The sequence below is a fragment of the Arenimonas sp. GDDSR-1 genome (assembly GCF_025980345.1).
Taxonomy (GTDB): domain Bacteria; phylum Pseudomonadota; class Gammaproteobacteria; order Xanthomonadales; family Xanthomonadaceae; genus Arenimonas.
Genome location: NZ_JAPDUI010000019.1, coordinates 1 through 13,848, shown reverse-complemented (window position 1 = coordinate 13,848; position 13,848 = coordinate 1). Strand labels below are relative to the sequence as shown.

Sequence of the window (13,848 nt, the reverse complement as noted above, 5' to 3'; positions counted from 1 at the left end):
GACTTATAATCAGGGTTTACCGGAGCCGCGCATGCCTGCCTACGCCATTTCGCATTGTGATGTGTTCGCGCCGCGCACCGGCACCGGCAATCCACTGGCCGTGGTGTTGGACGCCGAAGGCCTTTCGGACACCGACATGCAGCGCATCGCGCACTGGCTGAATCTGGCCGAGACCACCTTCGTGCTGCCAGCCACAACGCCCGATGCCGATTACCGCGTGCGTATTTTCACCACCCAAAAGGAAATCGCCTTTGCCGGACACCCCAGCATTGGTACCGCCCATGCCCTTCGCGATGCCGGGCGCGTCCACGCCCGGGACGGCCTGCTGCATCAGGAGTGCCAGGCCGGCCTTCTGCCGATCCGGGTTCAGCCTTCGGCCACCAACAATGCTTACAGTGTGCGGGTGCCGAGTTCGCGCCTGGTGCGTTATGCCGATCCGGGCGAAGCGCTGTTCAAACCGGCCTTGCCGGCGGCGCTGTGGACCGATCTAAAACCGGCCTTGGTCGAAGGCGGCCGGCGCTGGTGGCTGGCGCAACTCGGCGATGAAGCCGCAGTGCGCGGTTTCCAACCCGACAGTTACGCCATTGCCGCGCTGGCGCGGGAGACCGGCAGTCTGGGCCTGTGTATTTTTGCCCGTACCGCAGATGGTCTGGTGGTGCGCGCCTTTCCACTGGGTGTGGGTATTGCCGAAGATCCGGCCTCGGGCGCCGCCAATGCCGCCATCGCCGCCTTTCTGCACGAGACCGGTCAGCTCGGCGCGCTGGGCCGGCGCTATCGCGTCAGCCAGGGCCGCGAAATCGGCCGCGATGCCGTACTGACCCTCGAAGTGGATGCCGAGGGCGAAGTCTGGGTCGGCGGCGACTGCCGCACGGTGCTGCGCGGCGAACTGGACTGGCCGTGATTCCCGGGAACATGCAGGCGGCACATGCCGAAGCGGTAAGGCAGTTGGCCGCAATCATGGCCGAAGTCGACGGGCCGTTCAGCCGTGACCCCAAACCCGGACACCGACGCGGCATCGATGCCTACAAAAGCACCAATCTGGTCCGGGCGCTGACCAATGCCATGTTCGGCTATCACGACCGCTTCGGGGTATTTCCGGACATGGTCACTCCGAAAACCTTCAATGAAAAGATCTTCCGCTTTAAATTCACCGGCAATGTGAAAGTGCCGGAAACCGGCAACAAACTGCTGACCGAACGTTTCATTCCCGAGGCCCTGCGCGGCCGCCTGCGCTGTCCACCGCTGATCTGGCATTCAGACCGTCTGCCTTTGCCGCGCAACGATCGCATTGCACCGGGCCGGTATTACCTGAAAGCCAATCATGGCAGCGGACTGTTCAAAGCCGTCCGCTACCCGCTGGAGGATGCTGAACGGCCGGCCCTGGCAGCGCAGGCACTGCAGTGGCTGGACCAGGTCTACGGCATCCAGGATGGCGAGTGGTGGTATGCCAGCATTCCGCGCCGACTGATGCTGGAAGCCGATGTCTGTCATGGGCAGCCCTCGGTGTCCTGGAACGTGTATGTGATGAACGGCCGTATCGGCTGTATCGAATTGTTCGATAAAAATGCCGAGCCGATGCAGGTCACCTGGCTGGATGCCGACTTCCAGCCGGATGCGTTGCAGATGGATGCCCTCGCGCGCGTTGCCAATCCGGTCTTGCCGGCCGATCCGGAATTCATGAAGTCCGCCGCGCTGGCCATTGCCGCGCCGTATGATTTTGCCCGAGTCGATTTTTTCATCGGTGCCGACGGCACCCTGTATCTGGGCGAAGTCACCTTCAGCCCCAGCAATGCGCTGTCGCGCCGTCCGGCGGCGATGGAGCAGCGCATGGGCGCGCTGCTCCAGTTCAATCCGGCTTAGTACCGATAGCCGCCACGGCGGTCGTTGTAGGCGATGGTATCGACACGCACACGCACGCGGTCACCGGGGTGATAGGGCATGATGGTGGTGTAGTTGCGGCCATGGTAGCGGTAGGTCACCCGGTAATCGCTGTTGCGCCCGTTCCAGCCATCGCTTCGGCATTCCACCACATGGCGGTCGTAGCCGCCGCGGGAATCCCGGTCGATACTCTGCCCGATCAGACCGCCGATGGCAGCGCCGGCCACCGTCGCGGCCACGCGGCCATCGCCACGCCCGGCCTGATTGCCGATCACGCCGCCGATGACGGCACCGACCACGGCACCTTCGTTCAGGCCGCTGTCGCGGTCATAGCGGCCGCAGTTGCGGCGGTAATCGCGGCCGGAATTGCCCAGACGCTGCACCTGGATGACGCGGGCGGTATCGAAACGGCCATATCCGCTGTTGCCGTAATAGCCGCCGCGTCGGTCGTCGTAGCGGTCGTCATAGCGGTCCTCGTGGCGCTGATCGTAACGTGTGTCATAGGGACTGTCGTCGCGATCGTAATGCCGGTCTTCATAGCGGTCGCCGGCAAAGGCCGGTCCGCCAAGCAGCACGGCAGCGGTCAGGGAACTCAAGGCAAGGATTTTCATCACGGTCTCCTCGCGCGGGATTGCGCCATTTGAATCTGGCACACCCAACCCGAACCGTGGCTTAACGGCTTAGCCGCGTTTAGGCTGCAGCATGGTTCCGGTGCATTTCGGGCTGCCGCACAGGCAGGCCCAGAGCTTCTTCAGCTTCGGCGTGTGCCGTTCGACCAGACGGATGCCGTAGTTGTAGGACAACTCTTCACCGGCCTTGATATTGCGGATGGCCTTGATTTCAATGCGGTCTTTGCGCTTGTCGCCGTCGTCGGCATCGACATGCTCGGAGTCGCAGTTCGGATCACAGCTGTGGTTGATCCAGCGCGCATCGTTGCCCTTGATGTTGGCATCCAGCACATAGTCGTCATTCAGGGTGAACAGGAAGGTATGCCCGGTTTCGTCTTCGCCGTCATAGGCGGCATCGACTTCCTCGTGGGTGCGCAGCAGACCTTTGTATTCGATGATGAACTCGCCTTTTTTGATGTTTTTCGCGGCAAATACGCCGCTGCCATGGATTTTGGAACGACGGACTTCGATTTTGCTGGACATAGAATTTCCCGAGTGAGCCGCTATTGTGGCGAAGATTGCCGGCCTTGCCAAGCACGGATTGCCTGCAGACGCCGAATACAGTACAATTTTGGTCCACTTTGGAGAACGCCATGCGCCTGACATCCGATGCCTTTTCCGACGGCCAGCCGATTCCCGGCGAATTCGCCTTCGCGGTGATTGCCACGCCCGGTCCGATCACGCTGTCCGCCAACCGCAATCCGCCGCTGGCCTGGTCGGAGGTGCCCGAGGGGACCCGCAGCTTTGCGCTGATCGTCAATGATCCCGATGTGCCCAGTGTGGGTACCGACGTCAACCAAGCCGGCCGCAGCGTGCCGCACGATCTGCCGCGCGTGGATTTCACACACTGGCTACTGGCCAATCTGCCGGGCGAGCTGCGGGCGATTGCCGCCGGCGAATTCAGCGCTGCGGTCACCGCCCGTGGCAAAGCGTCCGCCGGCGCGCACGGCAGCGTGCAGGGCCTGAACGATTACACCGGCTGGTTCGCCGGCGACGCCGAGATGGCGGGCGATTACCACGGTTATGACGGCCCCTGCCCGCCCTGGAACGACGAACGCATGCACCATTACACCTTCACCCTGTACGCGCTCGCGGTGCCGACCTTGACACTGCCGGAACGCTATACCGTGGCCGACCTCAACGCAGCGATGGCCGGACATGTGTTGGCCAGCGCCAGTCTGACTGGGCGCTACACCCTGAACCCGGCCGTGGCGTACTGACATGCTTCGGGTCACCAAACTCACCGACTACGCGACCGTGCTGTTGGCCTGCCTGGCCAAGGCGCCGCAACGCGTGCACAGCGCCAGCGAACTGGCCGAAATGGCCAAGCTGGAATTGCCGACGGTGAGTAAAGTGCTCAAGCCGCTGTCGCGGGCCGGACTGGTGGAAGCCTTCCGTGGCAGCCAGGGCGGTTACCGCCTGGCGCAGCCGGCGGCGCAGATTTCCCTGTTCGCCGTGGTGGAAGCGATGGAAGGCCGGCTCGGCATGACCGAATGCAGCGGCGAGCACAGCCAATGCGAGCACGAACCGCACTGCGGCATTCAGGGCCACTGGCAGAAAGTGAACGATGTCATCGCCGATGCCCTGCGCGGCGTCAGCATCGCCGAGCTCGGCCGCGACGGCCGTAAATCCATTCCCCTCAAACTGGCGAAGGCATGAGCATGGCCACCGAACGCACTGAAATCGAACGCCAGCTCGAGCGCCGCTACGAGGCCGGCTTCGTCACCGACATCGAATCCGACACCCTGCCGCCGGGTCTGGATGAAGACGTGGTGCGCTTCATTTCGAAAAAGAAGGACGAGCCCGAATGGCTGACCGAGTGGCGGCTGAAAGCCTACCGGCACTGGCTGACCATGGCCCCGCCGCACTGGGCGAAGCTCGACATCGCCCCGATCGATTTCCAGGCAGTGAGTTATTTCGCGGCACCGAAAAAGAAATACGCCTCGCTCGACGAGGTGCCGCAGGAACTGCTCGACACCTACGAAAAACTCGGCGTGCCCCTGCACGAGCGCGCCCGTCTGGCCGGCGTGGCGGTCGATGCCGTGTTCGATTCGGTCTCGGTCGGTACCACCTACCAGAAAGAGCTGGCCGAAAAAGGCATCATTTTCTGTTCGTTCTCGGAAGCGGTGAAGGAACATCCCGAGCTGGTCAAAAAATACCTCGGCTCGGTGGTGCCGCCGGGCGACAACTACTTCGCCGCGCTCAATTCGGCGGTGTTCTCCGACGGCAGCTTCGTGTTCATTCCCAAAGGCGTGCGCAGCCCGATGGAGCTGTCCACCTACTTCCGCATCAACGCCCGCGACACCGGCCAGTTCGAGCGCACCCTGATCGTGTGCGAGGACGACGCCTATGTGTCCTATCTGGAAGGCTGCACCGCGCCGATGCGCGACGAGAACCAGCTGCATGCCGCGGTGGTCGAGCTGGTCTGCCTGGAACGCGCCGAAATCAAATATTCCACGGTGCAGAACTGGTACCCCGGCGATGAGAACGGCGTCGGCGGCATCTACAACTTCGTCACCAAGCGCGGCGAATGCCGCGGCGCCGACAGCAAGATCAGCTGGACCCAGGTTGAAACCGGTTCGGCCATCACCTGGAAGTACCCGAGCTGCGTGCTGCTGGGCGAGAACTCGGTCGGCGAATTCTATTCGGTGGCGCTGACCCATCACCGCCAGCAGGCCGACACCGGCACCAAGATGATCCACATCGGCCGCGGCAGCAAGTCCAAGATCATCAGCAAGGGCATCAGCGCCGGACGCGGGCAGAACACCTACCGCGGCCTGGTCAAGGTCGAGGCCTCGGCCGAGGGCGCCCGCAACTACACCCAATGCGACTCGCTGCTGATCGGCAAACGCTGCGGCGCCCACACCTTCCCCTACATCGAGGTCAAGAATCCGAGCGCCGTGCTCGAGCATGAAGCCACCACCTCGAAGATTTCCGACGACCAGCTGTTCTACTGCCGGGCCCGCGGCATCGGCGCCGAAGACGCGGTGTCGATGATCGTCGACGGTTTCTGCAAGCAGGTGTTCAAGGAGCTGCCGATGGAATTCGCGGTGGAAGCCAAAAAACTGCTGGAAGTGAGCCTGGAAGGCTCGGTCGGTTAACCCTTTTTCTGGAACGAGAACCCCATGTTAGAAATCATCGATCTGCACGCCACCGTCGGCGGCAAGGAAATCCTGAAAGGCTTCACGCTCACCCTCGCCCCGGGCCAGGTGCACGCCATCATGGGGCCGAACGGCGCCGGCAAGTCCACGCTCGGCTATGTGCTGTCCGGCCGCGAAGGCTATGAGATCACTTCCGGCACGGTACGCTTCAACGGCACCGATCTGAACGATCTGGCGCCGGAAGAACGCGCCGCGCTCGGCATTTTCCTCGCGTTCCAGTACCCGGTGGAAATCCCCGGGGTGAACAACACCTATTTCCTGCGCACCGCGCTCAATGCCCAGCGCAAGGCCCGCGGCGAAGCCGAACTGGATTCGATGGCGTTTCTGAAACTGGTACGGCAGAAACTCTCGGTGCTGCACCTGAAGGACGAACTGCTGCACCGCGCGGTCAATTCGGGCTTTTCCGGCGGCGAAAAGAAACGCAATGAAATCTTCCAGCTGGCCCTGCTCGAACCCAAGCTCGCGATTCTGGACGAAACCGATTCGGGTCTGGACATCGACGCCCTGAAAGCGGTGGCCGACGGCGTCAACCACATGCGCAGCCCGGAACGGTCGTTCCTGGTCATCACCCACTACCAGCGTCTGCTCGATTACATCAAACCCGACGTGGTGCACGTGATGAGCGAAGGCCGGATCATCGCCAGCGGCGGTCCGGAACTGGCGCTGCAGCTCGAGCGCGACGGCTACGCCAGCCTGCAGGCGGGCGCGGCCTGATGTCGGCCTTCCTCGACAGCCAGAGTGCGCTGTTCGCCACCCGCACCCCGGCCCGCCACCGGCAGGTGCAGGCCTGGCGGGAAGCCGCGTTGGCCCAAGCGCTGCGCGTGGGCTTTCCGCACAACAAACTCGAGCGTTGGAAATACGCGCCACTGCGGGCGCTGGCCGGCAAAGCCTTCGCCGGAAGCGCGCCGGCCCGCGCGCAAGACATCACCCTGCCGCCGGCCCCGCGCCTGGTGTTCGTGGACGGCCGCCATGACGCCGGCTTAAGCGATATCAATGGCGCCGAAGCCCTGCACATCGGCACCCTGGCCGAAGCGCTGGCCGGTGATGACGCGCGTGCCCTGGCCGTGCTCGGCCGCGAATTCCCGGAGGCCGAAGCCCCGTTCGCACCGCTCAACACCGCGCTGGCCGAGGACGGTCTGCTGATCGAAGCGCCGGAAGGCGTGGTGCTGGACGCGCCGCTGCATCTGGTGTTCGTGCACAGCGAAAGCAACACCGGCAGCAGCTACCTGCGCCACAAAATCGAATGCCGCGAACACAGCCGGCTGACCGTCATCGAACATCATCATGGCGGCGGCAGCGGCCTGAGCAATGATCTGTGGCATGTGCATGTGAAACCGAACGCACAGCTACGGCACCTTCGGGTGCAGAATGCCGGCAACGCGCACACCGCATTCAGCCGCTGCGATGCGGTGATCGCCGGCGATGCCGAATACACCCGGCTGGACATCGATACCGGCGGCCACTACCAGCGTCTGGAACTGAATCTGGCGCTACAGGGCCGCAACGCGCTGGCCCGCTCGGGCGGCGTGCTGTGGGCCGAAGGCAGCGGTACGCTGGATACCCGGCTGAGTGCCCGCCATCAGGCGCCGGATACCGCCTGCGAACTGCTCTGGCGCGGCCTGGCTGAAGACAAAGGCAAAGTGCATTTCTACGGCGGCATCACCATCGATGCAGGCGCTGACGGCAGCAATGCCGCGCTGTCGAATAAAAACCTGCTGCTTGGCAGCAAGGCCCAGATCACCACCCAGCCGGCCCTGGAAATCCACGCCGATGAGGTCAAAGCCGCGCACGGCGCCACCGTCGGCCAACTCGATGCCACGGCGCTGTTTTACCTGCGTACCCGCGGCGTGCCCGAGGCCGAAGCCCTCGCCCTGCTGACCCGCGCCTTCTACGCCGAAGCACTGGCGATCATCGACAATGACGCGCTGCGCGAAACCCTGAAAACCTTCCTGCCGGCGCGACTGGTGCAGGACGGTGTGGCATGAACCGCATCGACTGGCAGGCCGTGCGAAATGATTTTCCGATCCTGCGCCGCGAGGTGCACGGCAAGCCGCTGGTGTATCTGGACTCGGCCAATACCGCGCAGAAACCCGAGGCGGTGATTGCTGCCGTCGATGATTTCTACCGCAATCACAATGCCAACGTCTCGCGGGCCGTTCACCAGCTCGGCAGCGAAGCGACCGAAGCCTACGAAGGCGCCCGCAAGGCCATCGCGGCGTTCGTCAAGGCGCAGCCCAATGATCTGGTGCTGACTTCGGGCACCACCCAGGCCCTGAATCTGGTGGCCTATTCCTTCGCGCTGCCGCGCCTGCAGCCCGGCGATGTCATTCTGGTCACGCGCATGGAACACCATGCCAATTTCGTGCCCTGGCAGCTGATCGCCGAACGCTGCGGTGCCCGCATTGAACCGGTGGAAATCACGCCTGATGGCGAGATCGATCTGCCGGCGCTGAAAGCCCAACTCAAGGCGCCTGTGAAAATCCTGGCGCTGACCCATGTGTCCAATGTGCTGGGCACGGTCAATCCGGTCGCCGAGATCTGCGCCTGGGCGCGCAAGGCCGGCATCACCACCGTCATCGACGGCTCGCAGGCGGTGCCGCACATGCCGGTCGACATTCCGGCATTGGGCTGCGATTTCTACGCCTTCACCGGGCACAAGCTGTGCGGCCCGACCGGCACCGGCGCGCTGTGGGCCAAGCGTGAGCACTGGCAAAGCATGCCGCCGTTTTTCGGCGGCGGCGAGATGATCCGGGAAGTGCGTTTCGAAAAAACCACCTTCAACGATCCCCCGCACAAGTTCGAGGCCGGGACGCCCAACATCGCCGGCTTCGTCGGTCTGGGTGCGGCCGTGCGCTATCTGGACGGCATCGGCATGGCGGCCATTGCCGAACGCGAACAGCAGCTGCTGGTCTACGCCACCGAGCGCCTGCAAAGCGTTCCGGGCCTGCGTCTGATCGGCACTGCCGCGCACAAGGCCGCCGTGCTGTCGTTCCTGATCGAGGGCGCGCATTCGCACGATCTGGCCACCCTGCTCGATCTGCAGGGCATCGCGGTGCGCTCCGGGCATCATTGCGCGCATCCGCTCATGGCCTTTTACGGCGTGCCGGCCACCTGCCGCGCGTCGCTGGCGTTTTACACCACGGAAGCGGAGGTTGATGCGTTGATCGACGGTATCGCCTTCGTGCGCCGCATGCTGGGCTGAGCATGGACCTGCATTTCCGCACCGCCGTTGCCGCAGACATTCCCGCCATCGTGGCGCTGGTGGAATCGGCCTACCGCGGCGAGGTCAGCCGTGCCGGCTGGACCACCGAAGCCGATTTTCTGGACGGGCAACGCATCGACGCCGAGGGCGTGGCCGCCGATATCGGCAAACCCGGCAGCGTGATCGTGCTGGCCGAACAGGCCGGCCAATTGTTGGCCTGCTGTCATCTCGAAAAAACCGGCGCGGCCTGTTATTTCGGCATGTTCTCGGTCGCCCCGCACCTGCAGGGCGGCGGCATCGGCAAACAGCTGATGCAGGAGGCCGAGCGCGTGGCGCGGGCCTGGCAGTGCGCCGCGATGGAAATGACGGTGATCGACATCCGCGATGAATTGATCGCGTTTTATGAACGCCGCGGTTATGTCCGCACCGGCATCAAAAAGCCGTTTCCCTACGGCGATGCCCGGTTCGGCCTGCCCCGGCGTGCGGATCTGCGTTTTGAGATCCTGCGCAAAGACCTGCACGGAGAAAACGCATGAGTGCCGATCTGAACGGCTGGCAGGCCGTGTGCCCGATGGCCGAACTGCTGCCGGGCGAACACACCGTGTGCTTCGACGGCGACACCGCGATTCTGGTCTGCAACATCGACGGCGAGATCTATGCGCTGGAAGACAAATGCACGCATCAGGATTTCGAACTCAGCCCAGGTAAACTGGACGGCGCCGAAATCGAATGCGTGCTGCACGGCGCCCGGTTCGACGTGCGCACCGGGCAGGCCCTGTGTGCGCCGGCCTATGCGCCGGTGCCGAAGTTTCCGGTGCGCATCGACAACGGCATGATCTATACCCGCGACGACCGTTAAAGCCGTTCAATCCTCAGCCACAGCGCTTCGCCATAGGCCTCCAGCATCAGCCGCGGCGCGCCGGCCTCGGGCTGCAGCCACAGACCATCCCCGGGCCGGCAGTCCGGACCGTGCGGATCGTCCTTGACCGCCAGACTGCCGGACAGCAGATAGACGAACCAGCTCACGCCCGGCTCGGGCAGACACCACAGACTGCCGTGCATGGCGCGGCGCTCGACCGTGATAGCGACGGCATCGCGGCGCCAGATGGCATTGAAGTCCACGGTCGGACCATCGAACAGCACGCAGTCCGGGGTTTCCTCGCCGGCAAACCGGCAGGATGCAAACGGCGGACGCAGATCGCAGGCGCGGTCGGCGAACCGCAGCGCCATGCCGGCGCCTTCCAGCAGGGTCAGGGAGCGCTCGCAGCCGGGAAAGGCCGAGAACGGACCGTCGGCGGCGATGTCGGCGATGGACAGGCGCCAAATCCAGGCCTCGCTGCCTTCGGGAACCCGGACGATCTCGCGGGTGCTGCCGCCGCCGTTTTTCCAGGGCATGGCCACGAATGCGATGTGCGGAAAATGGCGGATGCTCATGCCGGTAGTGTCGCACAGGGCGTGCGGCCGGGCAAAAAAAACCGCCCGCGGAGCGGGCGGCCGGGAGACACATGCGGCTCAGCGCGCGGCCGGTTTTTTGGCCGGCGTTGCCGGTTTGGCCTTGGCGGCACCGACGCTGATGCGGGCGGCATTGCGCTGTACCGTGGCCGGACCGATGCCTTTGACCTTGGCCAGATCGGCCGGGCTGCGGAAAGCGCCATTGGCTTTGCGGTAGTCGATGATGGCCTGGGCCTTGCTCGGACCGACGCCATCGAGCAGGCGGTCGAGGGTGGCGGCATCGGCGGTGTTGATGTTGACCTGCTGGGCCGTCGGGGTGACCGCCATGGCGGCGGAACTGAAACACAGGGCGAGGATCAGGGTGTGCACGAGATTGCGGATGGACAACATGGGATTCTCCGGGGTTGAGCTGGCACCAGCGCCAGGTGGAAACAGTGTCGCAATCGGCGCGGCCGGCGATCAGACGGCGATATCGACAGCGCGTGTCAGACCACGCCGAAAGCGCTGTCGGAAAATCCCTACCCTGCTAAAATGGCGTTTTCCGATGCAGGGTGGCACATGGACAAGAACGCACTTTCGGCCTTCGTTGCCGAGCGCTGGGATACCGATATCGTCGGCCAGCTGGTCGACTACATCAAAATCCCCAACAAGTCGCCGATGTTCGACGCCGACTGGCAGAAAAACGGCTACATGGAACAGGCCACGCAGCAACTGGCAAATTGGGCCAAGGCCCAGGCCATCGACGGCATGCGGGTCGAGATCGTGCGTCTGGAAAACCGCACGCCGCTGATCTTCATCGAGATCGAGGGCCAGGGCGAGGACTGCGTGCTGATGTACGGCCACCTCGACAAGCAGCCGGAAATGACCGGATGGGATGCCGACCTCGGTCCGTGGACGCCGGTCATCAAAGGCGACAAACTGTACGGCCGCGGCGGCGCCGATGACGGCTACGCCCTGTTCGGTTCGCTGACCGCCATCGCCGCGCTGAAAGCGCAGGGCATCGCGCATGCGCGCACCGTGATCCTGATCGAGGCCTGCGAGGAATCCGGCAGCTACGATCTGCCGCATTACGTCGATCACCTGGCCGAGCGCATCGGCAAGCCGAGCCTGGTGGTCTGCCTGGATTCGGGCTGCGCCAATTACGACCAGCTCTGGTGCACCACCTCGCTGCGCGGCCTGACCGGCGGCAACCTGCGCGTGGACGTGCTCAGCGAGGGCGTGCACTCGGGCGACGCCTCCGGCATCGTGCCGTCCAGCTTCCGCGTGCTGCGCCAGCTGCTGAACCGCCTGGAAGAGGTCGACACCGGCCGCATCCACCGCGAAGAGCTGCATGTCGCGATTCCCGAGCAGCGCATCAGCCAGGCCCGGCGCGCGGCCGAAGTGCTGGGCGACGACGTGTTCGACAAATTCCCGTTCCTGGACGGCATGCGCCCGATGGGCAGCGATCTGGGCGAACTGATTCTGAACCGCACCTGGCGGCCGATGCTGTCGATCACCGGCGTGGACGGTCTGCCCCCGCTGGGCAATGCCGGCAACGTGCTGCGTCCGTTCACCGCGGTCAAGATTTCCCTGCGCATTCCGCCGATGCTCGATCCGGACAAAGCCGGCGCGTTCGTGAAGCAGACCCTGGAGGCCGATCCGCCGTACGGCGCCAAGGTCAGCTTCGAGCTGGAAAAAGCTTCGACCGGCTGGAACGCCCCGGCCCTGGCGCCGTGGCTGGAAAGCGCGATCGAAGAGGCCTCGCAGGCGGCCTTCGGCGCGCCGGCCATGTACATGGGCGAAGGCGGCACCATTCCGTTCATGGGCATGCTCGGCGAAAAATTCCCGGGCGCGCAGTTCATGATCACCGGCGTGCTCGGTCCGCACAGCAACGCGCACGGGCCGAACGAGTTCCTGCACATTCCCACCGGCAAGCGGGTGACCGAAGCGGTGGCGCATGTGGTGGCCGCGCACTACCGGGCCGGGCTGCAAGGCCTGACCATGGGCGTGGCGGCGCACGCCGGCCACGCGCAGTTCGGCGACCACGGCTGCTGCTGAGCCGCCGGCCTTGCCGGGCGGCGGGCCTTGTCGCCTTCCGCCAAGCTGATAGACTTCCTGCAGGGCGTCTTCGGCTGCGGCACCCTGCCCTGATCTTTCATTGAGGTACGCCATGTCTGCAGTGCCGCCCGCCCGACATCTTTATCGCATCGTCCTGATGCTGGCGCTGGTGCTGATCGGTGCCTGCGAAAAGCCGGCCGAGCCGATGGCCAAGCCGCTGCTGGTCGGCACCAACGCCTGGCCCGGTTATCTGCCCGGCTACATCGCCCGTGACAAGAGCCTGTACGGCAGCGATTTGATCCAGATGCAGCAGTATGAATCGGCCATCGAAGTCATGGACGCCTTCGGCAAGAACCAGATCCAGGTCGCGGCGCTGACCATCGACGAAGCCCTGGAAATCAGCCAGAAAGGCACTCCGATCAAGATCATTCTGGTCACCGACATCTCCGCAGGCGCCGATGTCATCATCGCCAAACCGGGCATCGCTTCGGTCAAGGATCTGGCCGGACGCCGGGTCGGGGTCGAGGAAGGCGCGCTCGGCCGCTACATGTTGGCCCGGGCCCTGGAGATCAACGGCATGCCGCCGGATGCCGTGCGGCCCATCGATATCCGGATCGACGAGAGTATGGAGGCCTACCAGTACGACCGGCTCGATGCCGTGGTCACTTTCGAGCCGTACCGCGGACAACTGCTGGCCATGGGCGGCGTGGAGATCTTCAACAGCACACAGCTGCCGGATGAGATCATCGATGTGCTGGTCATCCGCGCCGACTACGCCGATGCCAATCCGAAAACGCTGCGTGCGCTGGTCAAAGGCTGGCTGGCCGCGGCGCAGCTGATCAAGACCCGGCAAAAAGAATTGGCCCAGGAGCTGGCCTGGTATCTCAAGATTCCCAGCACCGAGGTGCCGGCGGCCTTTGATGGCCTGGTCATTCCCGATGCCAAACAGAACCATGCCCTGCTCGGCGGCCGCGAACCGACCCTACAGCGCACCAACAGCAGGATCGTCGAGTTCATGGAGCAGACCTACAAGACGCCGATCCGTCAGCTGAGCCTGGACATCTACACCGACCGCTTCGTGCCGGTCGACAGATAATCCCGACTGATCCAAAGATCGGCTCAGCGCAGGCCGTCAGTGATCAGGGACTGTACCGCAGGCGACAGCTGCTGGCGGAAGCGGGCCAGATTCTGCCGGGTCGGATTGTCGCGCAGCAGCTCGATTTTCAGAATACCGAAGCGGGCATACAGCCGGTCCCAGAGATAGTGAGTCGGGTTCAAGCTGCGTGCCGGTTGCAGATCGAGCTGCACCCGGTCGCTGTCATGGGCCGCACTCAGGTAGGTCCGGCTGCTGAAATTGGCATTGCCGATGGCCCGGCACAGCGCCACCAGCAGATCGTTGCGGTCGGGCTCATAGGCGGCCTGCAGCGGCACTCCGGCATCGGCGAAATAC

16 protein-coding genes and 1 pseudogene are annotated in these 13,848 nt (G+C 64.2%); 12 read left to right on the top strand and 5 right to left on the bottom strand.

Going from position 1 to position 13,848, the window contains the following annotated elements:
* Nucleotides 1-31 precede the first annotated feature (31 nt).
* Together Q0W88_RS04900 and Q0W88_RS04895 are read left to right on the top strand one after the other, a co-directional pair.
* Entirely contained in the window at nucleotides 32-901 is an 870-nt protein-coding gene (locus tag Q0W88_RS04900) for a PhzF family phenazine biosynthesis protein (RefSeq protein ID WP_297800660.1), read from the top strand.
* Complete coding sequence (locus tag Q0W88_RS04895; RefSeq protein ID WP_297800659.1) at nucleotides 898-1,860, top strand: ATP-grasp fold amidoligase family protein; 963 nt, start codon at nucleotides 898-900, stop codon at nucleotides 1,858-1,860. The genes Q0W88_RS04900 and Q0W88_RS04895 overlap by 4 nt, the downstream gene beginning before the upstream one ends.
* Here Q0W88_RS04895 and Q0W88_RS04890 read toward each other — a convergent pair.
* Nucleotides 1,857-2,489 carry a glycine zipper 2TM domain-containing protein gene (locus Q0W88_RS04890; protein WP_297800658.1) on the bottom strand — a complete coding sequence of 211 codons (633 nt, stop codon included), beginning with the start codon at nucleotides 2,487-2,489 and terminating at the stop codon, nucleotides 1,857-1,859. The genes Q0W88_RS04895 and Q0W88_RS04890 overlap by 4 nt on opposite strands.
* A 69-nt stretch (nucleotides 2,490-2,558) precedes the next feature.
* Nucleotides 2,559-3,029: an SET domain-containing protein-lysine N-methyltransferase gene (locus Q0W88_RS04885; protein WP_297800656.1), complete on the bottom strand. Its 471-nt coding sequence runs from the start codon at nucleotides 3,027-3,029 to the stop codon at nucleotides 2,559-2,561.
* A gap of 110 nt (nucleotides 3,030-3,139) precedes the next feature.
* Here Q0W88_RS04885 and Q0W88_RS04880 point away from each other — a divergent pair, with 110 nt between their 5' ends.
* Genes Q0W88_RS04880 through Q0W88_RS04845 form a run of 8 tightly spaced genes read left to right on the top strand, consistent with a single transcriptional unit; the run spans nucleotide 3,140 to nucleotide 9,768 of the window.
* On the top strand, nucleotides 3,140-3,766 hold the full coding sequence (locus Q0W88_RS04880) for a YbhB/YbcL family Raf kinase inhibitor-like protein (RefSeq protein ID WP_297800654.1): 627 nt from the start codon (nucleotides 3,140-3,142) through the stop codon (nucleotides 3,764-3,766).
* A gap of 1 nt (nucleotide 3,767) precedes the next feature.
* On the top strand, nucleotides 3,768-4,205 hold the full coding sequence (locus Q0W88_RS04875; protein ID WP_297800652.1) for an SUF system Fe-S cluster assembly regulator: 438 nt from the start codon (nucleotides 3,768-3,770) through the stop codon (nucleotides 4,203-4,205).
* Nucleotides 4,206-4,207: 2 nt separating this feature from the next.
* Nucleotides 4,208-5,647, top strand: coding sequence for a Fe-S cluster assembly protein SufB (gene sufB / locus Q0W88_RS04870; RefSeq protein WP_297800689.1), 1,440 nt, complete (start codon nucleotides 4,208-4,210; stop codon nucleotides 5,645-5,647).
* A 24-nt stretch (nucleotides 5,648-5,671) separates the two neighbouring features.
* Nucleotides 5,672-6,421: a Fe-S cluster assembly ATPase SufC gene (gene sufC, locus Q0W88_RS04865; RefSeq protein WP_297800650.1), complete on the top strand. Its 750-nt coding sequence runs from the start codon at nucleotides 5,672-5,674 to the stop codon at nucleotides 6,419-6,421.
* Complete coding sequence (sufD, locus tag Q0W88_RS04860; RefSeq protein WP_297800648.1) at nucleotides 6,421-7,692, top strand: Fe-S cluster assembly protein SufD; 1,272 nt, start codon at nucleotides 6,421-6,423, stop codon at nucleotides 7,690-7,692. Before sufC ends, sufD begins: the two co-directional genes overlap by 1 nt.
* Nucleotides 7,689-8,909, top strand: a complete 1,221-nt coding sequence (locus tag Q0W88_RS04855; RefSeq protein WP_297800646.1) for a cysteine desulfurase — start codon at nucleotides 7,689-7,691, stop codon at nucleotides 8,907-8,909. The genes sufD and Q0W88_RS04855 overlap by 4 nt, the downstream gene beginning before the upstream one ends.
* A 2-nt stretch (nucleotides 8,910-8,911) precedes the next feature.
* Entirely contained in the window at nucleotides 8,912-9,445 is a 534-nt protein-coding gene (locus Q0W88_RS04850; protein ID WP_297800644.1) for a GNAT family N-acetyltransferase, read from the top strand.
* Nucleotides 9,442-9,768: a non-heme iron oxygenase ferredoxin subunit gene (locus Q0W88_RS04845; protein ID WP_297800642.1), complete on the top strand. Its 327-nt coding sequence runs from the start codon at nucleotides 9,442-9,444 to the stop codon at nucleotides 9,766-9,768. Before Q0W88_RS04850 ends, Q0W88_RS04845 begins: the two co-directional genes overlap by 4 nt.
* On the opposite strand, the gene Q0W88_RS04840 is transcribed toward Q0W88_RS04845, so the two are convergent.
* Both Q0W88_RS04840 and Q0W88_RS04835 read right to left on the bottom strand, forming a co-directional pair.
* The gene (locus tag Q0W88_RS04840; protein WP_297800640.1) at nucleotides 9,765-10,343 is read right to left on the bottom strand and encodes a HutD family protein; all 579 of its coding nucleotides are present in this window, start codon (nucleotides 10,341-10,343) and stop codon (nucleotides 9,765-9,767) included. The genes Q0W88_RS04845 and Q0W88_RS04840 overlap by 4 nt on opposite strands.
* Before the next feature lie 78 nt (nucleotides 10,344-10,421).
* Entirely contained in the window at nucleotides 10,422-10,751 is a 330-nt protein-coding gene (locus tag Q0W88_RS04835; RefSeq protein WP_297800638.1) for a ComEA family DNA-binding protein, read from the bottom strand.
* A gap of 168 nt (nucleotides 10,752-10,919) precedes the next feature.
* Here Q0W88_RS04835 and Q0W88_RS04830 point away from each other — a divergent pair, with 168 nt between their 5' ends.
* Both Q0W88_RS04830 and Q0W88_RS04825 read left to right on the top strand, forming a co-directional pair.
* Nucleotides 10,920-12,398 carry a M20 family metallopeptidase gene (locus Q0W88_RS04830; protein WP_297800636.1) on the top strand — a complete coding sequence of 493 codons (1,479 nt, stop codon included), beginning with the start codon at nucleotides 10,920-10,922 and terminating at the stop codon, nucleotides 12,396-12,398.
* Nucleotides 12,399-12,510: 112 nt separating this feature from the next.
* On the top strand, nucleotides 12,511-13,494 hold the full coding sequence (locus Q0W88_RS04825; RefSeq protein WP_297800634.1) for an ABC transporter substrate-binding protein: 984 nt from the start codon (nucleotides 12,511-12,513) through the stop codon (nucleotides 13,492-13,494).
* A 23-nt stretch (nucleotides 13,495-13,517) separates the two neighbouring features.
* On the opposite strand, the pseudogene Q0W88_RS04820 reads toward Q0W88_RS04825, so the two are convergent.
* Nucleotides 13,518-13,848: pseudogene (locus tag Q0W88_RS04820) on the bottom strand (hypothetical protein); the annotation flags it as partial.

Coding starts and splice junctions, on each gene's coding strand:
- Q0W88_RS04900 (WP_297800660.1), top strand. CDS start 32: ATGCCTGCCTACGCCATTTCGCATTGTGATGTGTTCGCGCCGCGCACC.
- Q0W88_RS04890 (WP_297800658.1), bottom strand. CDS start 2,489: ATGAAAATCCTTGCCTTGAGTTCCCTGACCGCTGCCGTGCTGCTTGGC.
- Q0W88_RS04885 (WP_297800656.1), bottom strand. CDS start 3,029: ATGTCCAGCAAAATCGAAGTCCGTCGTTCCAAAATCCATGGCAGCGGC.
- Q0W88_RS04880 (WP_297800654.1), top strand. CDS start 3,140: ATGCGCCTGACATCCGATGCCTTTTCCGACGGCCAGCCGATTCCCGGC.
- Q0W88_RS04875 (WP_297800652.1), top strand. CDS start 3,768: ATGCTTCGGGTCACCAAACTCACCGACTACGCGACCGTGCTGTTGGCC.
- sufB (WP_297800689.1), top strand. CDS start 4,208: ATGGCCACCGAACGCACTGAAATCGAACGCCAGCTCGAGCGCCGCTAC.
- sufC (WP_297800650.1), top strand. CDS start 5,672: ATGTTAGAAATCATCGATCTGCACGCCACCGTCGGCGGCAAGGAAATC.
- sufD (WP_297800648.1), top strand. CDS start 6,421: ATGTCGGCCTTCCTCGACAGCCAGAGTGCGCTGTTCGCCACCCGCACC.
- Q0W88_RS04855 (WP_297800646.1), top strand. CDS start 7,689: ATGAACCGCATCGACTGGCAGGCCGTGCGAAATGATTTTCCGATCCTG.
- Q0W88_RS04850 (WP_297800644.1), top strand. CDS start 8,912: ATGGACCTGCATTTCCGCACCGCCGTTGCCGCAGACATTCCCGCCATC.
- Q0W88_RS04845 (WP_297800642.1), top strand. CDS start 9,442: ATGAGTGCCGATCTGAACGGCTGGCAGGCCGTGTGCCCGATGGCCGAA.
- Q0W88_RS04840 (WP_297800640.1), bottom strand. CDS start 10,343: ATGAGCATCCGCCATTTTCCGCACATCGCATTCGTGGCCATGCCCTGG.
- Q0W88_RS04835 (WP_297800638.1), bottom strand. CDS start 10,751: ATGTTGTCCATCCGCAATCTCGTGCACACCCTGATCCTCGCCCTGTGT.
- Q0W88_RS04830 (WP_297800636.1), top strand. CDS start 10,920: ATGGACAAGAACGCACTTTCGGCCTTCGTTGCCGAGCGCTGGGATACC.
- Q0W88_RS04825 (WP_297800634.1), top strand. CDS start 12,511: ATGTCTGCAGTGCCGCCCGCCCGACATCTTTATCGCATCGTCCTGATG.